At 61.9% G+C, this 20,902-nt stretch carries 13 protein-coding genes; 1 reads left to right on the top strand and 12 read right to left on the bottom strand.

Annotated elements, in window-relative coordinates:
* Positions 1-447: 447 nt before the first annotated feature.
* The 12 genes from B0919_RS13285 to B0919_RS13230 all read right to left on the bottom strand — a co-directional run bounded on the left by B0919_RS13285 (position 448) and on the right by B0919_RS13230 (position 20,430).
* Positions 448-4,485, bottom strand: a complete 4,038-nt coding sequence (locus B0919_RS13285; RefSeq protein ID WP_176133036.1) for a choice-of-anchor D domain-containing protein — start codon at positions 4,483-4,485, stop codon at positions 448-450.
* An 854-nt stretch (positions 4,486-5,339) separates the two neighbouring features.
* Complete coding sequence (locus B0919_RS13280) at positions 5,340-9,053, bottom strand: beta strand repeat-containing protein (RefSeq protein WP_139362104.1); 3,714 nt, start codon at positions 9,051-9,053, stop codon at positions 5,340-5,342.
* A 176-nt stretch (positions 9,054-9,229) separates the two neighbouring features.
* Positions 9,230-12,001: a T9SS type A sorting domain-containing protein gene (locus B0919_RS13275; protein WP_176133035.1), complete on the bottom strand. Its 2,772-nt coding sequence runs from the start codon at positions 11,999-12,001 to the stop codon at positions 9,230-9,232.
* 605 nt (positions 12,002-12,606) lie between these two features.
* The gene (locus tag B0919_RS13270) at positions 12,607-14,112 is read right to left on the bottom strand and encodes a carboxypeptidase regulatory-like domain-containing protein (RefSeq protein ID WP_078012745.1); all 1,506 of its coding nucleotides are present in this window, start codon (positions 14,110-14,112) and stop codon (positions 12,607-12,609) included.
* Between the two features lie 83 nt (positions 14,113-14,195).
* Positions 14,196-14,555 (bottom strand): curli-like amyloid fiber formation chaperone CsgH, encoded by a 360-nt coding sequence (csgH, locus tag B0919_RS13265; protein ID WP_078012744.1) that lies wholly within the window; start codon positions 14,553-14,555, stop codon positions 14,196-14,198.
* 90 nt (positions 14,556-14,645) lie between these two features.
* Entirely contained in the window at positions 14,646-15,224 is a 579-nt protein-coding gene (locus tag B0919_RS13260) for a hypothetical protein (RefSeq protein WP_078012743.1), read from the bottom strand.
* A 72-nt stretch (positions 15,225-15,296) separates the two neighbouring features.
* Entirely contained in the window at positions 15,297-16,163 is an 867-nt protein-coding gene (locus B0919_RS13255) for a hypothetical protein (RefSeq protein ID WP_078012742.1), read from the bottom strand.
* Between the two features lie 211 nt (positions 16,164-16,374).
* Positions 16,375-17,814: a CsgG/HfaB family protein gene (locus B0919_RS13250; protein WP_078012741.1), complete on the bottom strand. Its 1,440-nt coding sequence runs from the start codon at positions 17,812-17,814 to the stop codon at positions 16,375-16,377.
* 44 nt (positions 17,815-17,858) lie between these two features.
* A complete protein-coding gene (locus B0919_RS13245; RefSeq protein WP_078012740.1) occupies positions 17,859-18,284 on the bottom strand; it encodes a curli production assembly/transport component CsgF in 426 nt (141 codons plus the stop codon).
* A 46-nt stretch (positions 18,285-18,330) separates the two neighbouring features.
* Entirely contained in the window at positions 18,331-18,888 is a 558-nt protein-coding gene (locus B0919_RS13240; RefSeq protein ID WP_176133034.1) for a CsgE family curli-type amyloid fiber assembly protein, read from the bottom strand.
* A gap of 374 nt (positions 18,889-19,262) precedes the next feature.
* Positions 19,263-20,111: a glutamate racemase gene (gene murI, locus B0919_RS13235; protein ID WP_078012738.1), complete on the bottom strand. Its 849-nt coding sequence runs from the start codon at positions 20,109-20,111 to the stop codon at positions 19,263-19,265.
* 16 nt (positions 20,112-20,127) lie between these two features.
* Positions 20,128-20,430, bottom strand: a complete 303-nt coding sequence (locus B0919_RS13230; protein ID WP_078012737.1) for a hypothetical protein — start codon at positions 20,428-20,430, stop codon at positions 20,128-20,130.
* Positions 20,431-20,629: 199 nt separating this feature from the next.
* Here B0919_RS13230 and B0919_RS13225 point away from each other — a divergent pair, with 199 nt between their 5' ends.
* On the top strand, positions 20,630-20,869 hold the full coding sequence (locus B0919_RS13225; RefSeq protein ID WP_078012736.1) for a hypothetical protein: 240 nt from the start codon (positions 20,630-20,632) through the stop codon (positions 20,867-20,869).
* Positions 20,870-20,902 lie beyond the last annotated feature (33 nt).

The raw sequence follows: 20,902 nt of genomic DNA, 5'->3' as shown, positions 1-20,902 counted from the left end.
TTGAGTTGTTGTTGCCAGTAATGTTCTCAATGTTGATGGCACTGGTTCCACCTATTCCGACTCCGGCCGAAGGAGTCGCGCCGGTATAGGTCATCGTAGCGTCGGTAGCTACGGCTCCGTCGAAATTTTGACTCATTACCGTCACCCGCTGCGCGACTGCTGCGGTGGAAAACTGCAGCATCGCGTATGCGGCTGTGCCGGCCATTAAGAGTCTGTTGAAGCAGGTATTGGTACGGCTTTTCATGCTGCAATAGGAAGTAAGTGGCGTGTTGAACTGAAAATAGAAGCAATTTTACACTTAATCATATTTTATATTTATTTTATTATAAATATCCATACAAAACAAAAACTTCATATAGCTCTGGATTACAGCCTTATATAGCCATAAACAAAACCGCCCGGACTTAAAAGCCCGGGCGGTGCAAGAGGCAAACAAGAAAGCTTGTTCTAATTAGCCTTGATCAGCTGTTGGCGCAGGCGCTGAGCGCCGGTAGTTACATGAATCTGGTACGAGCCAGCCGGCAGCTGGCTGATGTCGATTCCATCGGTGGGGTAGCGGTGGCCTTCGAGCACCGTCCGGCCGAGCATATCGGTAATCACCCACTGGGCAGCACCCTCCACGGCTATGTACACGCGGTTGCGGGCCGGGTTGGGGTATACAGAAGCCGTTTGCGCCGCTAGCTTGCTGAGCGTCGCCACGTCCGAAAGCGTAGCCGTACCGTCGAAGTCGACCTGACGCAGGCGGTAGTACCACGTACCGGCCGCCAGTTCGGGGTCAACCAGCGCATACGTGTGGGCTACCGTGCTGTTGCCCGATCCGGCTACTGAGCCTATGGTGCGGAACTCGCGGCCGTCGGCGCTGCGCTGCACCTCAAAGCGGGCGTTGTTTTTCTCCTGGGCGGTGGTCCAGCGCAGCAGCGCGCCGTGGCCCTGCGGGCGGGCCGTAAACTCTACCAGCGTCACGGGCAAGGGATTGGCGCCGTCAGCGGTGGCGGACGTAGCCAGCGCCACATCGGCCGGGAGGCTGCTCAGACTGGCAGTGATGGTGCCGGTGGCGAAACCGGAGCTGGGGAAGGTGCCCGTGATGGTGGGCGTGCCCAGATCGGCGAAGGCCGCGCCGCCGGAGGAAGCGGCCAGGCGCAGCGTGCTCTGGTCGTTTGCGCCGTCGTCCGTGCCGAAGGTCAGCGTGAGGGTGCCGCTGGTAAAGCCACCGCCGCCGTTTTCCTTGTTGAGGGCAAAGTAGCGGATGGCCGACACGTTGGTGAGCGGCGCCGTTACCCCGCGCGGGTTAGCCGACTGCTCCACGATGCGGGCCGTATAGCCGGTAACGGCCGCGCTGGTTGTTTGGGCCAGGTCCAGCGTGAGCGGGCGGTAAAAGCCCAGGGCACCACCCAGCGGGTAGCTGAGCGTGGCCGCGGCGGCATTGGCCCCGGCCTGCAGGGTAAGGGCATTCACGTAGCTGTCGGCGGAGCCTCCCGTGAGCGTGCCCGTTACCACCAGGCGCGTGGTCGGGGTGAAGAACAAGGAGCCACGGATCAGCGTAGCGTTGGTGACGGTCAGAACGTCGCTCAGCGCCACGGTCACGTTCGCGTCGCGGTTCAGGACGAGGGCGCTCAGCGTGGCCGTACCGGTGGCAAAATCAAGGGCACCGATGCTGCCGGTGCCGGTAAAGATCAGGGAGCTGCCAGTGCCGCCCCGCAGCTGGGCAGCCGTGGTCGTCGTTACCGGGCCGTTGAGGGTCAGGGCTTTGCCGTTGAGGGCCAGCACACCGTCCGTGAGGTTGAGGTTGTTCACGGTCACGTTGCTACCCAGGGTCAGTTCGTCGCCGCTGCCGGTGGCATTCAGGGTCAGCGTGCCGAGCGTCTCGCCCGTCCCGAAGTACACGTTGCCGGGGTCGGCATTGCCGGTTTTGGCAACGGCCAGCGTAGCCGTGGAGGCCGCCGTGAGCGTGCCGGTGCCGCTGAACACGCCGTTCTCGGCCACGGTAACGGTATTGCCGTTGAGGGCCAGGGTCGTACCCGCGCTTTGCGTCAGGCCCCCGGTGCTGCTATTGCCAAGGCGCATATCGGTCCCGCCTGCCGCCAGCGAAGCGCCGGCCACGTTGTTGTTGGTGAGGCGGAACAGGCTGATGACGTTGCCGTTGCCGGTCAGCGTCTGCGGGCTCGTGCCGTCGAGCAACAGGGTGTAGCCGTTGCCGGTGGGGCCGTGAGTCACGGTGCCGAGCAGGGTCAGGTTGCCCTCCAGGCTCAGCGTCGTGTAAGTCGAGGCGCTGTTGCCGGCGAAGCCGTTGAAGCCCGTCACGTTTTCCACGGTGAAGTTGCCGCGGATGGTGGTGGAGCCGGTGGGCAGGGTCTTGGTGCCGTTGGTGAGCTTGAGGTTGCCGTAGCCGCCGTTCGGAGTGCGGCTGGCGGGCACCGCGAAGGTGCCGCTCTGAGCATAATCAACGGTGCTGGTGGCGTCGACGGTGCCCAGGGTGTAGGCCAGGGTGTTGTTCTGCACTACCAGCGTGCTGCCGGCGCCCAGGTCGAGCGGGCCGGTGTAGTTGAAGCCGCTCGGGATGATCAGCTCGGCGTTCGGGGCCACTACCAGCCGGGAGCCAGTGCCCGAAATGGTCAGGTTGGCGGCCAGGGTGCGGCCCGTGCCCGTCACCGTAAATAGCTGCCCGGCGGCGGTGAAGCTCGTGGGCTCCAGGCCCGTACCGTCGGGGTTCACCCCGAACGTAGCGGGGTTGTTGAGCAGGCCGGTAGCCTTGGCGTAGTACACGGCCGTAGCGCTGCCGCTCAGGTTGATGACGAAGGGGTCTTCGTTGCCGGTGACGTCATTGTTGGGGATGCTGATGGAGCCGGTTCGCGTACCGGCTCCGGCCGGCGCGAAGCGCACCGTGAAGTTCGCCGTGCCGCCGTTGGCCGCCAGCGTGGTGTTGGAAGGGTCGGAGCCGGTGAGGCTAAACTCGGCGTTGGCTGCGGTGATGGTGCCCAGCGTCAGGGGCTGCACACCGTCGTTGGTGATGGTGAAGGCCACATCGGTGGGGATGCCGCCAACGGCCGTCGTGGCTACGCTAACCGTCCCGCCGGTGTTGACGTTGGTGCTTGGGTCCTGCTTGACGGTGATTTCCGGGCCGGTGGGCACGTAATCCGAGATAGATACATCGTCGATGTTTAAGCGCGGGTCGTTGCCGACGGAGCCGCCCACGTGGCGGATGCGGATGCGCACGGCCCCGTTGACGTCGGCCGTAAAGGTGTAGCCCGTCAGCGTGGCCGTAACGGGCGTGACAGCGCTGGTGTACGCCGTAAAGCTGGCGCCGCCGTCGTTCGATACCTCCACCACGAACGAGCTGGCAGCGTCGGTTCCGTAACGGGCGGCCTGCACGGTTATCGTCCCGGCGCCGTTCGGCTTGTCAAAGTTCATGTAGATGCTCCCGCCGCGCAGGCGGGCCGACTTGCTGCCGTTCTTTTTATCATTGGCTAGGGCGCCTAGCGCGGCTTCGTCAAAGGTCCAGCTGCCGCTGGTCAGCGCCAACGAACCCGTGTTGTAGACGGTCTTGCTGAGCGAGGTTTCAAAGTCCTCAATCAGCCCCGAAAAGGGTGCCTCGGCCGTAAACGTGGCTGCGACCGACTGTCCGGCGCTCGGTGCCGGGTTGATTACTACCACGTCGTAAGGGCCGGCCGTGGTGGGCACGGCCACGCCCGCCACGGTAATTTGGGTGCCCGTCTGCGAGGTGGTGGGGTAGCTGGTGCCGGCGAAATTCACCGTGGCCCCGCTCACGAAATTGGTGCCGGTGATGGTCAGCGAGGAGATGGTGCTGCCGGTAATAGCCGAGTTGGGCGAGAGTGTGGTGATGGTGGGCACCGGGTTGTTGCCGATGCCCGAGAAGGTGACGACGTACGGATTCTCGTCCTGGTCGTTGTTGGCGATGCTCACCGAGCCGGTATTGGCCCCGCTCTGCGTGGGCGCAAAAACCACATCGAACGTAACGGCCCCGCCGGCAGCTACCGTCGTGGGCGCCGTACCACTCAGCGCGAAGGGCCCGGTGAAGGTGAAAGCGCCCAGCGTGAGGGCATCGGTGGCGCTGGTGTTCTGGATGGTAAACGTCAGCGCGGCGGCCGAGCTGCCGATGGTGGTGGCGGCAAAACCGCTGAAGGTGCTGCCGCTGGTTACGTTGTTACCGGCTTGCTGCACGTTGATTTCGGGGTTGGGCAGGGCCCCCACAGTAAACGTAGGGCCGGTGGCCGTGCCCCCGGGCGTAGTTACGCTTACGGTGCCGGTGGTAGCGCCGGCAGGCACCGTGGCGGTAATGCTCGTGGCCGAGTTGACCGTGAAGCTCGTGGCGGCCGTGCCGTTGAAGCTCACGCCCGTCGCGCCGGTCAGGTTCGTACCCGTGATGGCGACGCTGGTGCCTATCGGCCCGACGTTCGGGCTAAGGTTGGTGAGAGTGGGGGTAGTCGATAGTGGATTGGGAGTCAGCGAGAAATCATCTATCGCCAAGCCATCGTCGGCGCCACTTGCGTCAAGGTCAGTCCAACGAATTCTGATTGTAGCCCCCGCTTCAATGTTCAATCCGGTAATGGTATAGGAAATGCTCGTGCGGTTTGCAGGGATATTGCCATCCTTAGCATTTATAGGTGTCGCTGTATTAGGCGTGATGAAATCTAGTTGATTGACGTCAACCCAAGTACCTGAGCTAAGGCTGGTCGCGTTGATGCTATATTGAAAGTCTAGCTGATCTGTACGACCTGCCGTGCCGAGCCGCCACTCTTCACCTACGTAAGCAATATTCAGCGAAGTAATGGTTTGCCCTGTGTTATTGGTAAATGCTGCGCCAATAATTGGTACGGCATTGTTGCTTCGTAGACCGCCGAAAGCACGCTCGGGCGTGCTACCCGTTCCGTAGCTGTAAGTATTGCCGCCGTTGCCACCACCGGCATCGGCGGCATACGTTGTGTTGGCGTTGCTACCGGTTTCAACAAACGCCCAACCTGCAGGCACACTGCTACTTGTTCCTGATGAGGCAAGTGTATTGAAATCCTCATTATATGTAGCCCCAAGAATACTTGCTGGTGTCTGCCCCCACCCCATCAGCGGTGCACAGAGCATCAACAAGAGTGTTAGCCATTGAACCGCAGGGTAAGGCCAGCGCAAACGCGTAAATGCGTGCTTCATGCAATCAGGATTTGGTAGGTGAAGAGAGTCGCAGACAAGGTACAAAAGTACCGTGCGTGCTTACCATAGTCCTACCATGTCAATATTAACTAATTGTTATACCGCGCGGCCGGCCGCCAACAAAAAAGCCCCTACCGAAGTCGGCAGGGGCTTTTCTCTTTTACAGAGAGCAGGTTATTTTATTGCTTGCTCACTTTGCGGGTGGTCTTGCCAAGCTTGGTCGTGAAAGTCACCAGGTAGTTACCGCTTGGCAGACGGCTCGTGTCCAGGGTGCCATCGGCAGCCAAGCGGCCGTTGAGCACCACGCGGCCCAGCATGTCGGTTACGAGCACTTCAGCGGCGGGTACTGCGCCGGCCAAGCGTACGTTGAGCACGTTCTCCACCGGGTTGGGGTACACCGTCAGGCCATCGAGGGCGCGGGCCGCAGCGTTAGCCGTGGGCGTAGTCACGGTGAAGACGTTGGCGCTGGTAGCAGTGCCGCCCGGCGTGGTTACGGAGATAGTACCGCTGCTGGCACCGGCTGGCACCGTCACGGTAAGCTGCGTAGCACTTACCACCGTAAATGTCGGCGCATTGACCCCGTTGAAGGCCACGGCCGTGGCCCCCGTCAGGTTGGTACCGGTGATGGTCACCACTGAGCCTACGGCGCCGCTCGACGGCGAAATAGCCGTAATGGTGGGCGCCGGCGTGGGCGTAGTCACGGTAAACGAGGTAGTCGAGGTAGCCGTGCCGCCGGGCGTGGTCACGGCGATGGTGCCGGAAGTAGCGCCGGCCGGCACCGTGGCGGTAATGCTCGTGGCGGAGTTAACCGTGAAGCTGGTCGCGGCCGTGCCGTTGAAACTCACGGCCGTGGCCCCGGTCAGGTTCGCGCCCGTAATCGTCACCACCGTGCCCACCGGCCCGCTGGCGGGCGTGAAGCTGGTAACAGTCGGCGCCGGCGTGGGCACGGTTACCGTGAAGCTCGTCGTGGAAGTAGCGGTGCCGCCCGGGGTCGTGACGGCAATAGTGCCCGTCGTAGCACCGGCCGGTACGGTGGCGGTGATGCTCGTAGCGCTTACGACGCTGAAGGCGGTGGCCGCCGTGCCGTTAAATGTCACTGCCGTAGCACCCGTCAGGTTGGTACCGGTGATGGTCACCACGGTACCCACCGGGCCGCTAACCGGCGTAAAGCTGGCAATGGTCGGAGCCGGAGTGGGGGCCGTCACAGTGAAGGTGGCAGCCGCCGAGGTGCCGCCGCCCGGAGCCGGGTTGGTTACCGTCACGTTGTAGGTACCAGCCGTGGCCACGGCCGTAGCGGGTACTGCCGCCGTCAGCTGCGTAGCCGATACAAATGTGGTAGTCAGCACCGTGCCGTTGAAGTTCACCACCGAACCCGTTACGAAGCCAGTGCCCGTCACCGTCAGGGTGAAGGCCGGGCTGCCGGCTACCGTCGTGCTGGGCGACAAGCTGCTGATGGTCGGTGCCGGGTTGGGCACGGTCACCGTGAAGCTGGTAGCCGAAGTAGCCGTGCCGCCGGGCGTGGTCACGGCGATGGTGCCGGAAGTAGCGCCCGTGGGCACCGTGGCCGTGATGCTGGTAGCCGAGTTAACCGTGAAGCTGGTCGCAGCCATACCGTTGAAGCTCACGCCCGTCGCGCCGGTCAGGTTCGTGCCCGTAATCGTCACCACCGTGCCCACCGGCCCGCTGGCGGGCGTGAAGCTGGTAACAGTCGGCGCCGGCGTGGTAACGGTGAAAGTAGCAGCCGCCGAGGTGCCACCGCCCGGAGCGGGGTTGGTCACCGTCACGTTGTAAGTGCCAGCCGTAGTAATGGCCGAAGCGGGCACCGCCGCCGTCAGTTGCGTGGCCGACACGAACGTGGTCGTCAGGGCAGCACCGCTGAAGTTCACTGCCGACCCGTTTACGAAGCCAGTGCCCGTCACCGTCAGGGTGAAGGCCGGGCTACCAGCTACCGCCGTGTTGGGTGACAAGCTGCTGATGACTGGCAGCGGGTTCGGTACCGTTACCGTGAAGTTTGTGGTCGAAGTAGCAGTGCCGCCGGGAGTCGTGATGGCAATAGCACCGGTGGTAGCGCCCGTGGGTACCGTCGCCGTGATGCTTGTAGCGGAGTTGATGGTGAAGCTGCTGGCGGCCGTGCCGTTGAAGCTTACAGCGGTGGCACCGGTGAAATCAGTGCCGGTAATGGTTACCACCGTGCCCACCGGTCCGCTCGCAGGCGTAAAGCTGGCAATGGTCGGGGCCGGAGTAGCAGACGTTACCGTGAAGGGCAGCGCCGTGGAGGTACCGCCGCCGGGCGCTGGGTTGGTCACTGTCACGTTGTAGGTGCCGGCCGTAGCCAGGGCGGAAGCTGGTACCGCCGCCGTCAGCTCACCCGCCGACACAAACGTGGTGGTCAGCGCCGTACCGTTGAAGTTGATAACGGCCGAGGGCAGAAAGCTGGAGCCTGTTACCGTCAGGGTAAAGCCCGCGCTACCGGCCACCGCCGTGTTGGGCGACAGGCCGCTGATGGTGGGCACCGGGTTCGGTGCTGTCACCGTGAAGGAAACGAGCGAAGTGGCCGTGCCGCCGGGCGTGGTCACGGTGATGGTACCGGACGTGGCGCCGGCCGGCACCGTGGCCGTGATGCTGGACGCCGAGTTAACCGTGAAGCTGGTCGCGGCCGTGCCGTTGAAGCTCACGGCTGTAGCGCCGGTAAAGTTGGCTCCCGAAATCGTCACTACCGTGCCCGCCGGACCGCTGCCCGGCGTGAAGCTGGCAATGGTTGGCGCAGTGGAGGTAGCACCGGCAGTCGGCGCGAAAGCTACCCCACGGTACACTGTGTTAGTAGCAGCCGCCTTCAGGGTAGTGAGCGTCGCGGCGGCAGCAGGTGCGACGTTATAGCCTGTATTGTCCGTTACCGAGTAGAGCGTGGAATTGCTGGTGGCAAACAACGTCACGGAGCTACCCGTTGCGCGGGCAGTCAGCCCCCGCAGCCCCGTCGTGGCCGAGATGGTGCCGTTCAAGGTCCACGTCCCTCCTACCAGCGAGTACTTGTAAATGCCGCCGCCGGCCGTCGTGCGGTCATCGGCTACGTAGGCCACGTCCGGCCCGGCTACGGTCGCATCCAAGTCGAGCAGCACAAAGCCGTAGGGCGAAGGGCTGGAACCGGTGTTGTCAGGCACCACCAGGGTCGAGGTTTGCCCGGTGGTGGTCGGCAGGCCCGTACCCACAGCATTTACCCCGATGTAGGAGGCAGCGGCCGAGCTATTGTACAACTGTCCGCCAAAAATACCAACCGAGCGCACGTTAGCGGGGGTGGCGCTGATCTGCACGGAATTGGTGGCGCCCAGGGCGGCATAGCGAGTACCGGCGCTGCTGCCGGTGCTGCTGTTGCCAGCCAGCCAGAAGCGCGTGCCATCGTCGGTCACGGCCCCGCGGATGTTGCTGCCGAGGTAGGCATCGGTCAGGCCCGTGGACGTATCCACGTTGCCATTGGCATCGATACGGGCTATGATTCGCGCGCTGGTGGTCGTAGCCACGTTGGTGGTGCCCACGGGGGCCTCGTAGCCAGCCAGCGTCAGGTAGCGCCCATCCGTCGACAGGCTCAGCATGCCCTCAGAGTTGGCTGTACCGGCCAACGAAAACAGCCTCTGCGTGCTGGTAGCCGTGGTCGGGAGCATGATGGTTTGCACCAGCGCGCCGGCCGGAGTGTATTCGTCCAGGTACACCGCAGCCGCGTTGTTCGACAGGGCGGGCGTGGTGGCGCCGTCGCCTACGCGCACCACCACCACGTTACCGTTGGTAAAGGGAGCTGCGTGGAGGGCAAGCGGGCAGGCCGCCAGCGCCAGAGTAGCTAATCGACGGGAGAAGCGCAGCAAGCGGCGCCACCCGTCCGGGTTGGTAGAGTTTAGGGACACGGGCAATCAAAAATTAGGGGTGAGAGAAATGGCAGAAACAGGCCGCGGCTCCACAGTTGGCGCGGCCCGGTGAGTACCGTCTTCCGCGGTGAATAGTTGCGCTGCTGGCCGCCGTTGGCAAAAAAAAAGCTCCCTGCGGATGTGCAGGGAGCTTTTTGCTGGGGTGCCGAGCGAGCTTAGCGCTTGGTCACTTTGTGGTTGGTTTTCTCAGCGCCGTTGGTCACCGTCACGATGTAGTTGCCCGAGCGCAGGCTGCTGGTGTTGAAGGTGCCGTCGGCCGACAGCTTGCCGCGCAGTACTACCCGGCCCATCATGTCGCTCACCACCACTTCGGCGTCAGCGCCGGGGCTGGCGAGGCGCACGTTCAGCACGTCGTCCATCGGGTTCGGGAATACCGTCACCTCGGCGGTGCGGCCGTTCTTCACGGCTACCAGCTGCGAGTAGCTCACCGAGCCGTCGTTATCGATCTGCTTCAGGCGGTAGTACGAGGTACCAGCCAGCGGCTGCGCGTCTTCGGCGCTGTACTCGTGACGTACCGAGCTGGTGCCGTGACCGGCCACGAAACCGAACGAGGTGAAGTCACGCCCGTTCTGGCTGCGCTGCAGCTCGAAGCCGCGGTTGTTCTTCTCCTGCGCCGTTACCCAGGTCAGGGCCACTTTGCCGTTGCGCAGCTTAGCGTCGAACGATACCAGTTCCACGGGCAGCGGTACCTGCGGCTCGTTGTTCGGCACTTTGTAGTTCTCAGCGTTCAGCAGGCCGTCGTCATTGAATTCGAAGGCGAAGAAGTAGTAATCCAGAGCCGGATCCAGGTTGCCCACGGTGAAGCTGTTGGCCGCACCGCTGAACACCACAAACGTATTGCTGCTGGTTTCAATCGGCGTACCCGTGCCGAACTGGTAAGCACCGTCCTGGGTTACGCCCGGGTTGAAGTTCTGCTTGGCCTGGGGGAAGAGGCTGGGCGGCAGCTGACGGTACGTCGACGAAGCGATTACCAGGCGGTTCTGGCCGTAGCTTTCACCGGCGGGCGGGTTGGTCAGGTCAAACGTGATGGTAGCCGAAGCACCAGCGCGTACCACCCGAGCCGTCGACTGAGCCGTGGGCACCGGAGCAATGGCGAAGCCCTGGGCACGGCCGTTGCCGCTGGTCAGTGCAAACTCCGCATTGTTCATCAGCGCAGCGTTGCGGAACAGCAGCTCCTGCGCCGAGTTACCCACGCGGGTCGGCGCGTAGCGCACCAGCAGGTTGATCGAGCGGTTGCCTTCGTTGTTGTTCAGCAGCGTGTCCGACTTCACGTAGGTAGCGCCGTTGTCCGTCGAGAATTCGAACTGGGGGGTGTTCGTGGGGTTACGTTGCGGGTCGTCCGTGTCGTTGGGGAAACGGAAGTACAGCGGGCCCGTCAGCAGGAAGGCATCCAGCCGCACGCTGATCGGCGCCGTGGTCTCGTTTTTCACTACGGCGTCGCCGAAGAAGCCCAGCACGCGGTTCAGGCGCACCGTAGGCTCGCTGATGCCCGTCACCGATACGTCGCGGTCGGGTGCCGGCGAGCTGGTGGCGCGGATGATGGCGTTAACCGTCACGGCGTTGTTGCCCGGCACGAAGCGTACGTATACCGGACGCTGCGTTACGTTGCCTTGGCCGTCAGGCGTGAAGGAAATCTGGCTCGAGTACGTGATGTTGTCGGCCGATACTTCGAAGTAGCCGCCGCTGGGGCCCGTCGGGAATACCGTCAGAGGCTGCAGCAGGTTGGTACCCGAGATGAGGAAGGTTTGCGGAACCGAAACGGTGCCCGGACGGGTAGCAAACGTAAAGGTGTTGCTCGTGGGGTTCGTGATGGAAATATCCGACACGTTGCCGTTCGAGTTAGCCGAAATCGAAATGGATACCGGCGTAGCACCCGGGCTCGTCAGATCGATGGTGCCGGCGAAGGCGCCGTTGGGGATGGGAGCCACCAGACGCGCTTCAATGGTCGTCGGCGAAATCGTGCCGTTGTTGGAAGCCAACGTGAGCGCGCCGCTGGTGAAAGAACCACCAGCCGAAGCATTGCGCACCTGAATGTTAGCGTTTGATGGCGTAATGGTAACTGGGTTCGTGCCCAGGCCCGTGCCGCTTACCGTGAACTGGCGCGTATCGGCTGAGCCGCTTTGCGTTACGTTACCGAAGGTAATTACCGTCGGCGTAGCGTTGATGTTAGCACCTGCCGGAGCCGCCGTGCCAGTGCCGCTTACGCGCACATTGCGGGTGGTGGTACCGCCCGAGTTATTCGAGGTCGAAACAACCACGTTCTGGTTGCCGGTAGCCCCGGCGACAACCGGCACGAAACGCACGTTAACCGTGGTGGTGGCCAGCGTACCGTTGACCGGCGTCAGCGTAATCTGGTTCGAGAACACGCCCGACCCCGATTGCACCTGGAAGCCCGTCGGGGCAGTCACTGTTACGGCGCTCGATAGGTTGCTGCCGCCGATGGTGAAGGATTGTGAGCCGCTGGCAGCCCCCACCTGTACCGAACCAAAGTCGTTCAGGCTGATGGGCGTCACGGTCAGGCTCGGAGCGGGGTTCAGGGCCCGGCCAAATACCTGTACTTGCTGATTGAAGCCGTCGGCCGGCTCGTCGAACGTTACCACGTCGCCGAAGAAGCTCGTGGTAGCTACCGTCGAGTAGAAACGGATGAATACGTTCTGATTCAGGTTTCCCGCGGCCGGCGCCAAGGTCAGCGTCTGCGAGTAAGTGCCGTTGGCGGTGGTGCTAAGCTCGAAGCGCGCGGTGCCGTTCTGTACGGTAAAGACCGGTGCCGTTACTACGATGTCGCCGTTGATGTCTTGAGCTAATACGTTAACCGACTGCGGCGCCGAGGGCACGCCCGGCGACGACTGGAAGGACAGCGGACCTTCAGGGGTTAGCGTAATGGTCTGTGCACGACCAGCTACTGACAAGCTTAAAAGGGTGAACATTATCGCACAGAGGCGCTGCCATGCAACGCGTCGTAGGGCGACCTTGTAAGCGTTTTTCATATGAAAAGCGAGGAATGGTTACAGAGAAAGGTGTTCGAAGAGGTTGCGTCGGCTACGCCTGAGTCTTCAGGGCACATTACGGAGAAACCTGCCGAATGGATGATTGTTTTCTGCTTTTATTGTTGGATCTTTTTTAGGCCTCCACTGCCTTTAATCCTGAGGAGAGCGTTGCGCCCGTCATCACATTTCGTGCCACACAAAGGTGCGAAGGTATTTGCCATAAAAAAATTTGTTTGCTTCATAGTCAGTTTATAAAGAAGCGTTTTACGCTCCTTAGCTTGCTATAGCAGCACGTTAACTTTTTGCTATTATTTGAATTTCGCCACACCTAAACGGACACTTGCTGACATTGTTATCAATGAAATCCGGCAAATGATCCTGTTTCTGAATCAAAACAAGTAGCTACATGGGTCAGAAAGCAAGTCATTGACGAGTAGTTCGCGCCGCTATACGTAGCAGTTGGAACAGGGTTAAACAAAAATAGGCCAGGCCCGGTCGGTTCATCTAGAACCGACCGGGCCTGGCCTATCACAAAAAGCTAGCGCTTACTTCCAGTCCGGCAACGCGGCGTTCTGAAACAACCGCACCCGGGCGGTGCCGTCCGCTGCGTCCATCATCCAGATTTCGGGGGGCGTAATGTTATCGTTGGCAACGTTGACAAAAATCACTTTGGCCCCATCAGGGGAGAAGCGCGGGTTCAGATCGTTCGTTCCGGCGGGCTTGCGCGCCGACAGGTCTACCAGGCCGGAGCCGTCGGGGCGCTGCACGTAGATGCGCGCGTTGAGCTGCCGGCCCATGGGGTCGTCGATGCCGGCCGCGTCGCGGGAGTAGAGAATCTGCCGGCCATCGATGCTGAAGCTGGGCGAATCGAGGCGCCCGGGCAGGTTGCCCATGATGAGCGCGAGGTTGCTGCCGTCGGCGTTCATCTGATAGATTTCGGCGTCGTAAATGTTGGAGCCCACGGTTTGCACCACGATTTTGTTGGTCAGGGCATTCCAATCCAGCTCCCGGAAGTGCCGCCCGGCCGGCGCCGTGGCCAACAGCACCAAGCCCGTGCCGTCGCGGTTGATGCGGTACAGCTGATCGTAGCGGGCGTAAATGAACTGCGAGCCGTCGGGCGACCAGCGGTAGGCTACTCCTTGGTTATAATAACCCTCGATGGGCACTACGGTGACCTTGCGCACGTCCGAGCCGTCCCGGTTCATCGTGTAGAGGTGGTACTGCCCCGTTGCGTTGCTGGTGTAGGCAATACGGTCGCGCGTCGGGCTCAGCTGGGGCGAGGTTTCCACGAAGGAGGACGAAGTCAGGCGCAGTACCATGCCGTTGAGCTGGCCGTCGGCTGCAAACACGTCGGTATTGCCGCTGACTTCGCTGGCGTATAAGTAGCGGAGCTCGGGCAGGCTGCGGGTCTGGAAGCTCAGTACGTCGCTGCGGTTGGTTTCGCCGGCTTTGTCGCGCACGGTAATCTGCCAGAAATAGGTCGTGCTGAACTTCAGGCCCGTGGCGCGCACGGTGGTGTCGCGGCTGTTGACCAGCAGCTGGCGCCGCGCGGTGGAATTGCTTTCGTAGAGCACCACGTCGTAGCGCAGGGAGTCGCCGGCATCCGGGTCGCTGCCGTGCCAGCGCAGCGTCAGTTCGGTGGCCTGGTTGGCGGCTGCGTCGGCGGGTGTAATCTGGTTGGGCACCGCGGGCCGGGTGTTGGCCACCGATTTGTCCAGCATGATTTGCATGGTGGTCGGGACGCCTTCCGTCACGTTCACGTTGACTGTTTCGGTGCGGTAGTCGGCCTTGCGAATGGAGAGGGCGTATTTGCCGACGGGCAGGTCCGTCAACGCAAAATGGCCACTAGCATCGGTGACGATGGACGTAGTGGCGGGCGTGGTGGTAATGGCTACTCCGGTAAGCACAACGCTGTTGCGGCTGTCGCGCACGTTGCCTTCCAGGGTTCCGTAGTGGGCGGGCTCAACCTTGTCTTCCTCGCAGGCTATCAGCCCAAGGGCCAGTAGCAGCGAGGCAACGACGGTCAGCCACCGCGTGGCTATAGCATTCATGTGGTGGGAAGCATGAAGGAGGTACAGCGGGCGGCTTAGCAGGCGTGGCGTCCTGGCGTGGCTCGGCCCGGGAACAGTAATGATTAGCGTTGGCTCGGGTGAACCAGGGAGTCGGCGGCTACTACGCGGCCCTCGGCAGTGAGCAGCACCAGCCGGATGCGGTAAGAATCCTGGGCAGTAACATTAAAGGAAGACCGGCCCAGGGCAACTTCCTGACCCGGTAGCGCCCGGCAATTGCCGGACTGGGTATTGCGGGAAGTGCCGCTCTGCCCCTGCCGCTCGCTGCGCAGCTCGTAGCGCAGAGCCACGGGCTCGGCGGTTTGGTTTAGGCAGTGCGCCACAATGGTGAGTTGCTCGCCTTGCTGCCGGGCTTCGATGCGAGCGACGTAGGGCGCGGCTCCGGGAGTGGTCCACAGCCCCAGCGCCAGGAAGAGGGGTATCATAGAAAAGAACTGAAACATGTAATTGCGGCCGCCAAAATCCCAGCGGGTTCATCGGCTCGGAGGGAAACGGCCTAGAACCCGCTGGCATTCTTAGGGACGGCCTTGTTCAATGACCACGCGCATACCGCCGGTCATGCGTACCTCGTAGCCCGGGGCCGCGGCTGCGCCACCGCCTTCGCGCTGGATCAGCTCGTTGCCGTAGCCCGACTGCTCCACCAGGTAGCGTCGTCCGTCGGTCGTCAGCTCCTGCTGCAGCTTGTTGGCGCTGCCCTGCTGGCGAATCACCGATTCGGTGTTGGAGCCGACCATGCTGCCGCTGACCTCGTTGGCCCGGCCGCGCTGCTCCACGTCGTACTCCAGGCCGGCGCCGCGCTGCGTCAGGTCGGCGGCGTTGTTATTGCCCACCTGCTGAATCTGCAGCATGTTAGCGCCCGAGCCGTTCTGGTACTGGGCGGCGCTGGTCTGGTTGCCGGAGCCTTGCTGCAGCAACAAGGCCTGGTTTTGAGCGGAGGGGTTGCTCGCCAGGCGCTGCCGCATGTCGTCGAAGGTGCTCAGGTGCTGGGGCGTCGCGTGGCCGGAGTCGTCGGCTTCGTCTTCCTCGCGTCCCTGCTGGGCCCATGCGGGCAGGGCCACCAGCCCCACCAGCACTACTAACAGCCATCGGATCATAACTGATCAAACGCCAAAAGTCCGGCTCCGCCACCGCCTTGGGGCAGCAGCGGAGCCGGGTGGCTTCCGACATTACGGGTGGTCCTGACGAATGGTCGAGGTGTTGCCGTTGCCGGTCTGCGTTACGTCAGCCCACTGGCGGTCCGAAGTGGCACCAATGCCTCCCATACCGGGCTGGCCCTGGCTGATGGAAGAACGGTTGCCTACGCCATCCTGACGCTGGCGGGCCCAGCTGCTGTCGCTGTCCTGGTCGATTTCAGCAGTGTTGCTGGTTCCGACCTGGCTTTGCAGAGCCGTGTTGCGGTTGCCGTCCTGGTCGATGGTAGCCATGTTGCCTACCCCGTCCTGCGACTGCGTGGCATCGTTGCGGTTGCCGGTCTGGTACACGTAGGCCGAGCTACCCACAATAGCCTGGGAGCGTTGCGTCTGGCGCGACACGTTGTTGTTGCCGGTTTGCTCGGCTAAAGCTGTGTTGCCGTCGCCGTTCTGCACCTGCGAAGCGCCGTTGTCGTCGCCTACCTGGCGAATAGTGGCTTCGTTGTACCAGGCCGGGGCCACTTGGTTGTTGTACTGGGTCTGCGAAGCGGTGTTGCGGTTGCCACGCTGGTACACGTCGGCGCTGTTGTCGTCGCCGTTGGTGCTTTGCGTCGACACGTTTTCGTTGCCGCGCTGCTCGGCCATGGCCCGGTTGCGTGAAGCTACCCCATCCGAGGCGCCGCCCGACAGCGTTTCCGACTGCGTTTGGGTGGCGCGGTTCAGGTTGCCTACCTGCAAGATGTCGGCGTCGTTGTCGGCGCCGCGCTGGGTCGTGGTAGCTTGGTTGCCATTGCCAGTCTGGGTTTGTGTAGCGGCGTTGTCTCCCTGAGCGCGGGTCGAAATCTGAGCATTAGCGGCGCCAGCCAGCAGCAGGGCCCCGAGGAGCAAGTTGAGTTTTTTCATGATGGTTGGGAATGTGAAAGAGGGAAGTAGAACTAGTAACGATATTCCGTCCGGAGGAATGATCCAAAATTATATTGTTTAAGTGTAATGTCAATAGCCGACTAAAGAATTTTGTTAAATTTTTTCCTAGAATACTTACAAATACAGGCACGTAAAACGAAATCAGCTGAACTTCAGGCGTTTCCAAATACAGCTTATCATCCTTTGTACTTTACTTGCCCTGGTCATTGGACTGAGGTGAGCCGGGCGAAGGGTTGCTGCCATTGCCGCCGCGTGCTTTCCGCCCGCCCAGGTAGAAGATCAAGCCAGCCCGTCCGCCCCAGAAGTAATCATTGTACTTCCCCTGGCTCATGCGGTCCACTTGGTCTGATAAGTACAGGTGCTGATCGACCTGCAGGTGCAAGCCTATGCGGTCGGTCAGCAGTACTTCAGCTCCCAGCCCAATCACGCCGTGCGGATACCAGTGCACGGATTGCCCCTCCCCCAGCCCGGCATTGGTCACGCCGACACCGGCCATGGCCAGCGGGGTAAAGCGCTCCAGTGGAAACAACCGCCATAAAGCACCTGCTTCTATATAAGAGTACGTCTGCCGAAACACCTGAGCGGCGGCCAGCTGGCCCCGGCCCACATTGGCAAAAGCGCCCCACCGCCGGCCGGCGGCGCCGTCGTAGCGCAGTGTCAGATCCACCACGGGCCGCAGCAAGGGGTTGCGGTAGTCGCCGGCGTAACGCTGGGTACCGGCCAGCAGGCCAATGCCCAGGGGTGCCCGGCGCGGGTGCATGGAGCGCCCGACCGCGTCGTAGGTGAGGTTGTCGTCCTTTTCGTGAAGGTATTGTTGCACCAGAGGCCCGGTACGGTCGGCGGGGTTGCGCGGCTCCCAGATGCCAGCCATGATGCCTTCGAGCACCAATGCTTGCACCGCCTTTTCAATGGCTTCCTTCACCGCCATTTCCGAAGGCTCGTTGTAGGTGAAGCCGGTTTCGGTTTCGAGCAGGCGCTTGAAGTTGACAAACCGAAACAAACTCGCGTCGACCTGCTGCGAGAGGATGGTTTTGGAGGTATACACCGTCTTGAGCACCTGCCCCGAGCTGGTGCTGATGGCCCGCAAATACACCGTCACGCGGTCTTGCCGGTACTGGCCCGAGGCACCGGCGCCGAAGTAGCGCAGCCCCGCCCCGCCCGTCAGCACGTTGGCGTCGTACGACACGATACCGCCTTCCAGGATAATGCCCGCAAACAGCAGCGGCGGCAGCGGTGGCTGCTTCACGCCGGTTTGGTCGGTGTACTCAGCGCGCGTCGAGCGGATGATTTTCCGTTCGTTGAGCAGATTGCCGAGGTTTTCGCGCTCGATGGCCTTAAACCAGCGCGACTCTTCCAGCGCCCGCATGAGAATGGTGGTGGTACCCTGCGAAATGGCCGTCGAGAAGCTCGAGCCGTTGGTGGTGGGCTTGTACTGCCCGGTCTGGTCCCGGAACTTGTACACAGCCGCTACCACGGGCTCTTTCGGCACGGGCAGGCGCAGCAGCTCGCTGTTGCCGCGCACTTCGGCACCCAGCCGGGCCGATTGGGTACTTAGCGGTTGGTGAAAATAGGGCGCGCAGCCGGCCAGCAACAGCAAGCCCGCTGCGCTCCAACGCAGGAATGACAACATGGCGGAAATGCAATAAGGAACAGATAAGCCGACGGGTGGCGCCGTCAGGGCATGTTGGGAATGGTCACCGTCGTCTGGCCCCCGGTGGTGGTATCCGTAATCTGAATGACCACGCCGCTGGACCCGGGCGTAACCTGGATCTGGTAGCTGCCCACGTTGTAGCTGCCCTCGCGGATCTGCCCTTCCCCGAACTGGGAGGTGACGAAGCGAGTAGTCAGCAGGTTCAGAATCTGCCGGTTGAGGTTTTCCTGAAATTCCACCAGCGGGTCGCGGTTGAGCAGGGAGCTGCGCTGGGCGCTGGGGTCCTCGATGGTGTTCTGGGCCGTGGCCGAGCTGAGCAGCCAGGAATAGTTGTAGGGGTTGCCGCCGCCGAAGCTGGGGTTTTTCGGCTCATAGACTAAATCCTGGGCCTGCAGTGACCCGGCCAAACCGAGCAACAGCCCCCAGCAGAGCAGTAGTAAACGTTTCATACGAGTGTGGGAATGAGGTGGTAGGGTTGGCGGATGCTCCCGCCGGTCAGTAGCGGCCGCTTACGCCGCGGTCTTCTTTTTCCAGCTGCCGGCTCACGTCGTGGGCTTCGCGCAGGTAGTCCTGTGCCATGCCCACGGCCTCGGTGGCGCCTTCCTCGATGAGGTCGTACTTGGGTTGCAGCGGCATCTCAAACAGCTCTGCATCGTCGATGACCAAGGCAATGAGGGTGGTAGTGCCCCGCCCCGGCCGCTCGACCAAGGCAATGGCGTAACCGTTGATGCCTGGCGGCGACTCCCAGCGCGTGTAAAAGGCGTCGTAGAAGTCGTGGCCGACTTTGGTAATGGTCTGGTCGATAACGAAGCCCTCTTCTTCGGGCCCCATGGGCCGGGGCGCTACCCGGCCGCGGGCCGAGTCGGCGCGGAACAGCAGTTGCAGGGCCTCCTCCAGTTTTTTGGACGGCACCGGCTTGGCTTGGGCTTCGTTGGCCGGCACATCTGTTTTGTGCGTCTGCTCGCCCGCCCGCACGGGGCGGCGTCGCTCCGATTGGGCCATGGCGGCGGTGCTGACCAGTAAATACAGGCCGATGAAGCTTCCCAAGGCCATAGACCATGGGCGCCACCAGATGACTATTGGCTCTGGCGGGGTGGCAGGCAGTGGTGGAGAGTGTTTGCGCATACGGTTGCTATAGGGCAATAGGCAGCTGGAGGCGCAGCTGAGGCTTGCCAGGAGACAAAATCATTTATCGGAAGAAATGGTAAAATGAGCTTTACAGCTCAGGCATAAACATAATTATTTGAAAGAATAATACAAGCTATAGACCAAAATAAATAATTTAAATAATTATTATTATAACTATTACATCAGACATGCACTATTAAAAGCTTGGCTAACTACTACCCAAAACCTAAGCAGCCCTGCGCGCAGCATGTAGTTGCTGCGCGCAGGGCTACACTGACGCACCCGGCTGTGCTGGCTGGCTACTCCCAGAGCGGATAATGCTCCAGGCTTACCTCCTGCCCGAAAAACAACCGGGTACTTTCCTCAAACGAAGGCGTAAAATCCGACACGTAGAAATGGTGCTGCGGCGCGCGCGCCGTATCGGCAGTTGCCAACCCATGCTGAGCCAGCAGCTGCTCCAGCGCCTGCGCCACGATGTCGGACGGGTCCAGCACGTCTACCTGGCCCTGGTAGTATTCGGCAATTTGCTCCCGGATCAGCGGGTAGTGCGTGCAGGCCAGCACCAGCGCCTCGATGCCTTCCAGTCCGGGGTCTGATAAGTAGGTATTGATAACGCTCTGGCTCACCGCCCCGCGCACAAAACCTTCCTCAATCATCGGCGCGAGCAGCGGGGTGGCCAGGGCATGCAGGCGGATGTCGCGGTCCAACGAATCGAGCTTCTTGCGGTACACGTTGGAGCCCACCGTTTGCTTGGTCCCAATCAGGCCCACCTCCCGCCCGCCGTAATGTTGCCCCACGTACTGCACAATGGGGTCGATAACGTTGAGCACCCGCGCCTTGGACCCCACGTATTCGCGCACCAGCTCGTAGGCCGCCGCCGAGGCCGAGTTGCAGGCTATCAGAATGACTTTGCAGTGCTGACGCAGCAGCAAGTCACAGATTTTGACGCTGTAGGCCTGAATGGCGGCAGTACTTTTGTCGCCATACGGCAGGTGGGCCGTGTCGCCGAAGTAAACCAGCCGCTCCTGCGGCAGCAGCTGGTTTACGGCGCGGGCCACGGTGAGGCCGCCGATGCCGCTGTCGAACACGCCAATGGGACGGGCATCGGAAGCAGCGGAAAGCGCGGAGGAGGCAGAGGCAGAAGCCACGGGCGAATAATTAAGGTTAGCGGGTCAGGTGTTCGTTGACGACTTGACGGCTGCCGTCGTTAGCCGCAAACTCGTAGTGCCACTGTAACTGGGTGGCGGAAAGCTGGTCTATTTTCAGGCGCTGCGACACTTCCGCGCCGCGGTACAGCTGCAGTTCGTCTTCCTCGCGGCGGCAGGGCTGTGCATCCACCAGGCGGCCGAAATCATAAAGACGGAGCGTGGCTGGGGTCAACTCTACGACCCGCTGCCCGCCTAGCTCGCGGTCCACCCCCAGCACCCGGCCGGAGGCGCCGTAGCGCGTGGTTTCGGTTTGCTGCACGTGCCAGCGGCGCCTCGCTGCAGCTCAGCAGGCCGGAAAGTACCAGCCCGGCGCCGGCGCCGCGGATTATCCAGTTATGCCACTTCATAGGGTGCGGATGAACGCCAAAGGTACGCCGGGCACCGCGACTACCCCGGGGCCGTTCATTTTGGATTGCCGGCAAATTTGTATGTTGCTCGGCGAACTACCTTTGCTTTTTATGCACCGAAGCGTCATTCTGGAGGAAATTGACCAGGCGCTGGCTCATTACACTTCCACCAACGGCCGCCCGGTTGCCATCGAGCTGGGCGAACGAAAATACACCCAATTGGTCCTGGATGTGGCCGCGCTGCACGCCGACGGCGGCGACCTGACCACCAACACCGGCCGCCCGCTGGCCTACCGGGGCCTGGAAATATTACGCGACGACGTGCACCGCGACCGAATTCGGGTAATCTGATTCTGCTGCGCGGGCTGCAACAGCGGCAGCGAG

The sequence above is a fragment of the Hymenobacter sp. CRA2 genome (assembly GCF_002007105.1).
Lineage (GTDB): Bacteria > Bacteroidota > Bacteroidia > Cytophagales > Hymenobacteraceae > Solirubrum.
This window is presented reverse-complemented; position numbering and strand designations above follow the sequence as displayed.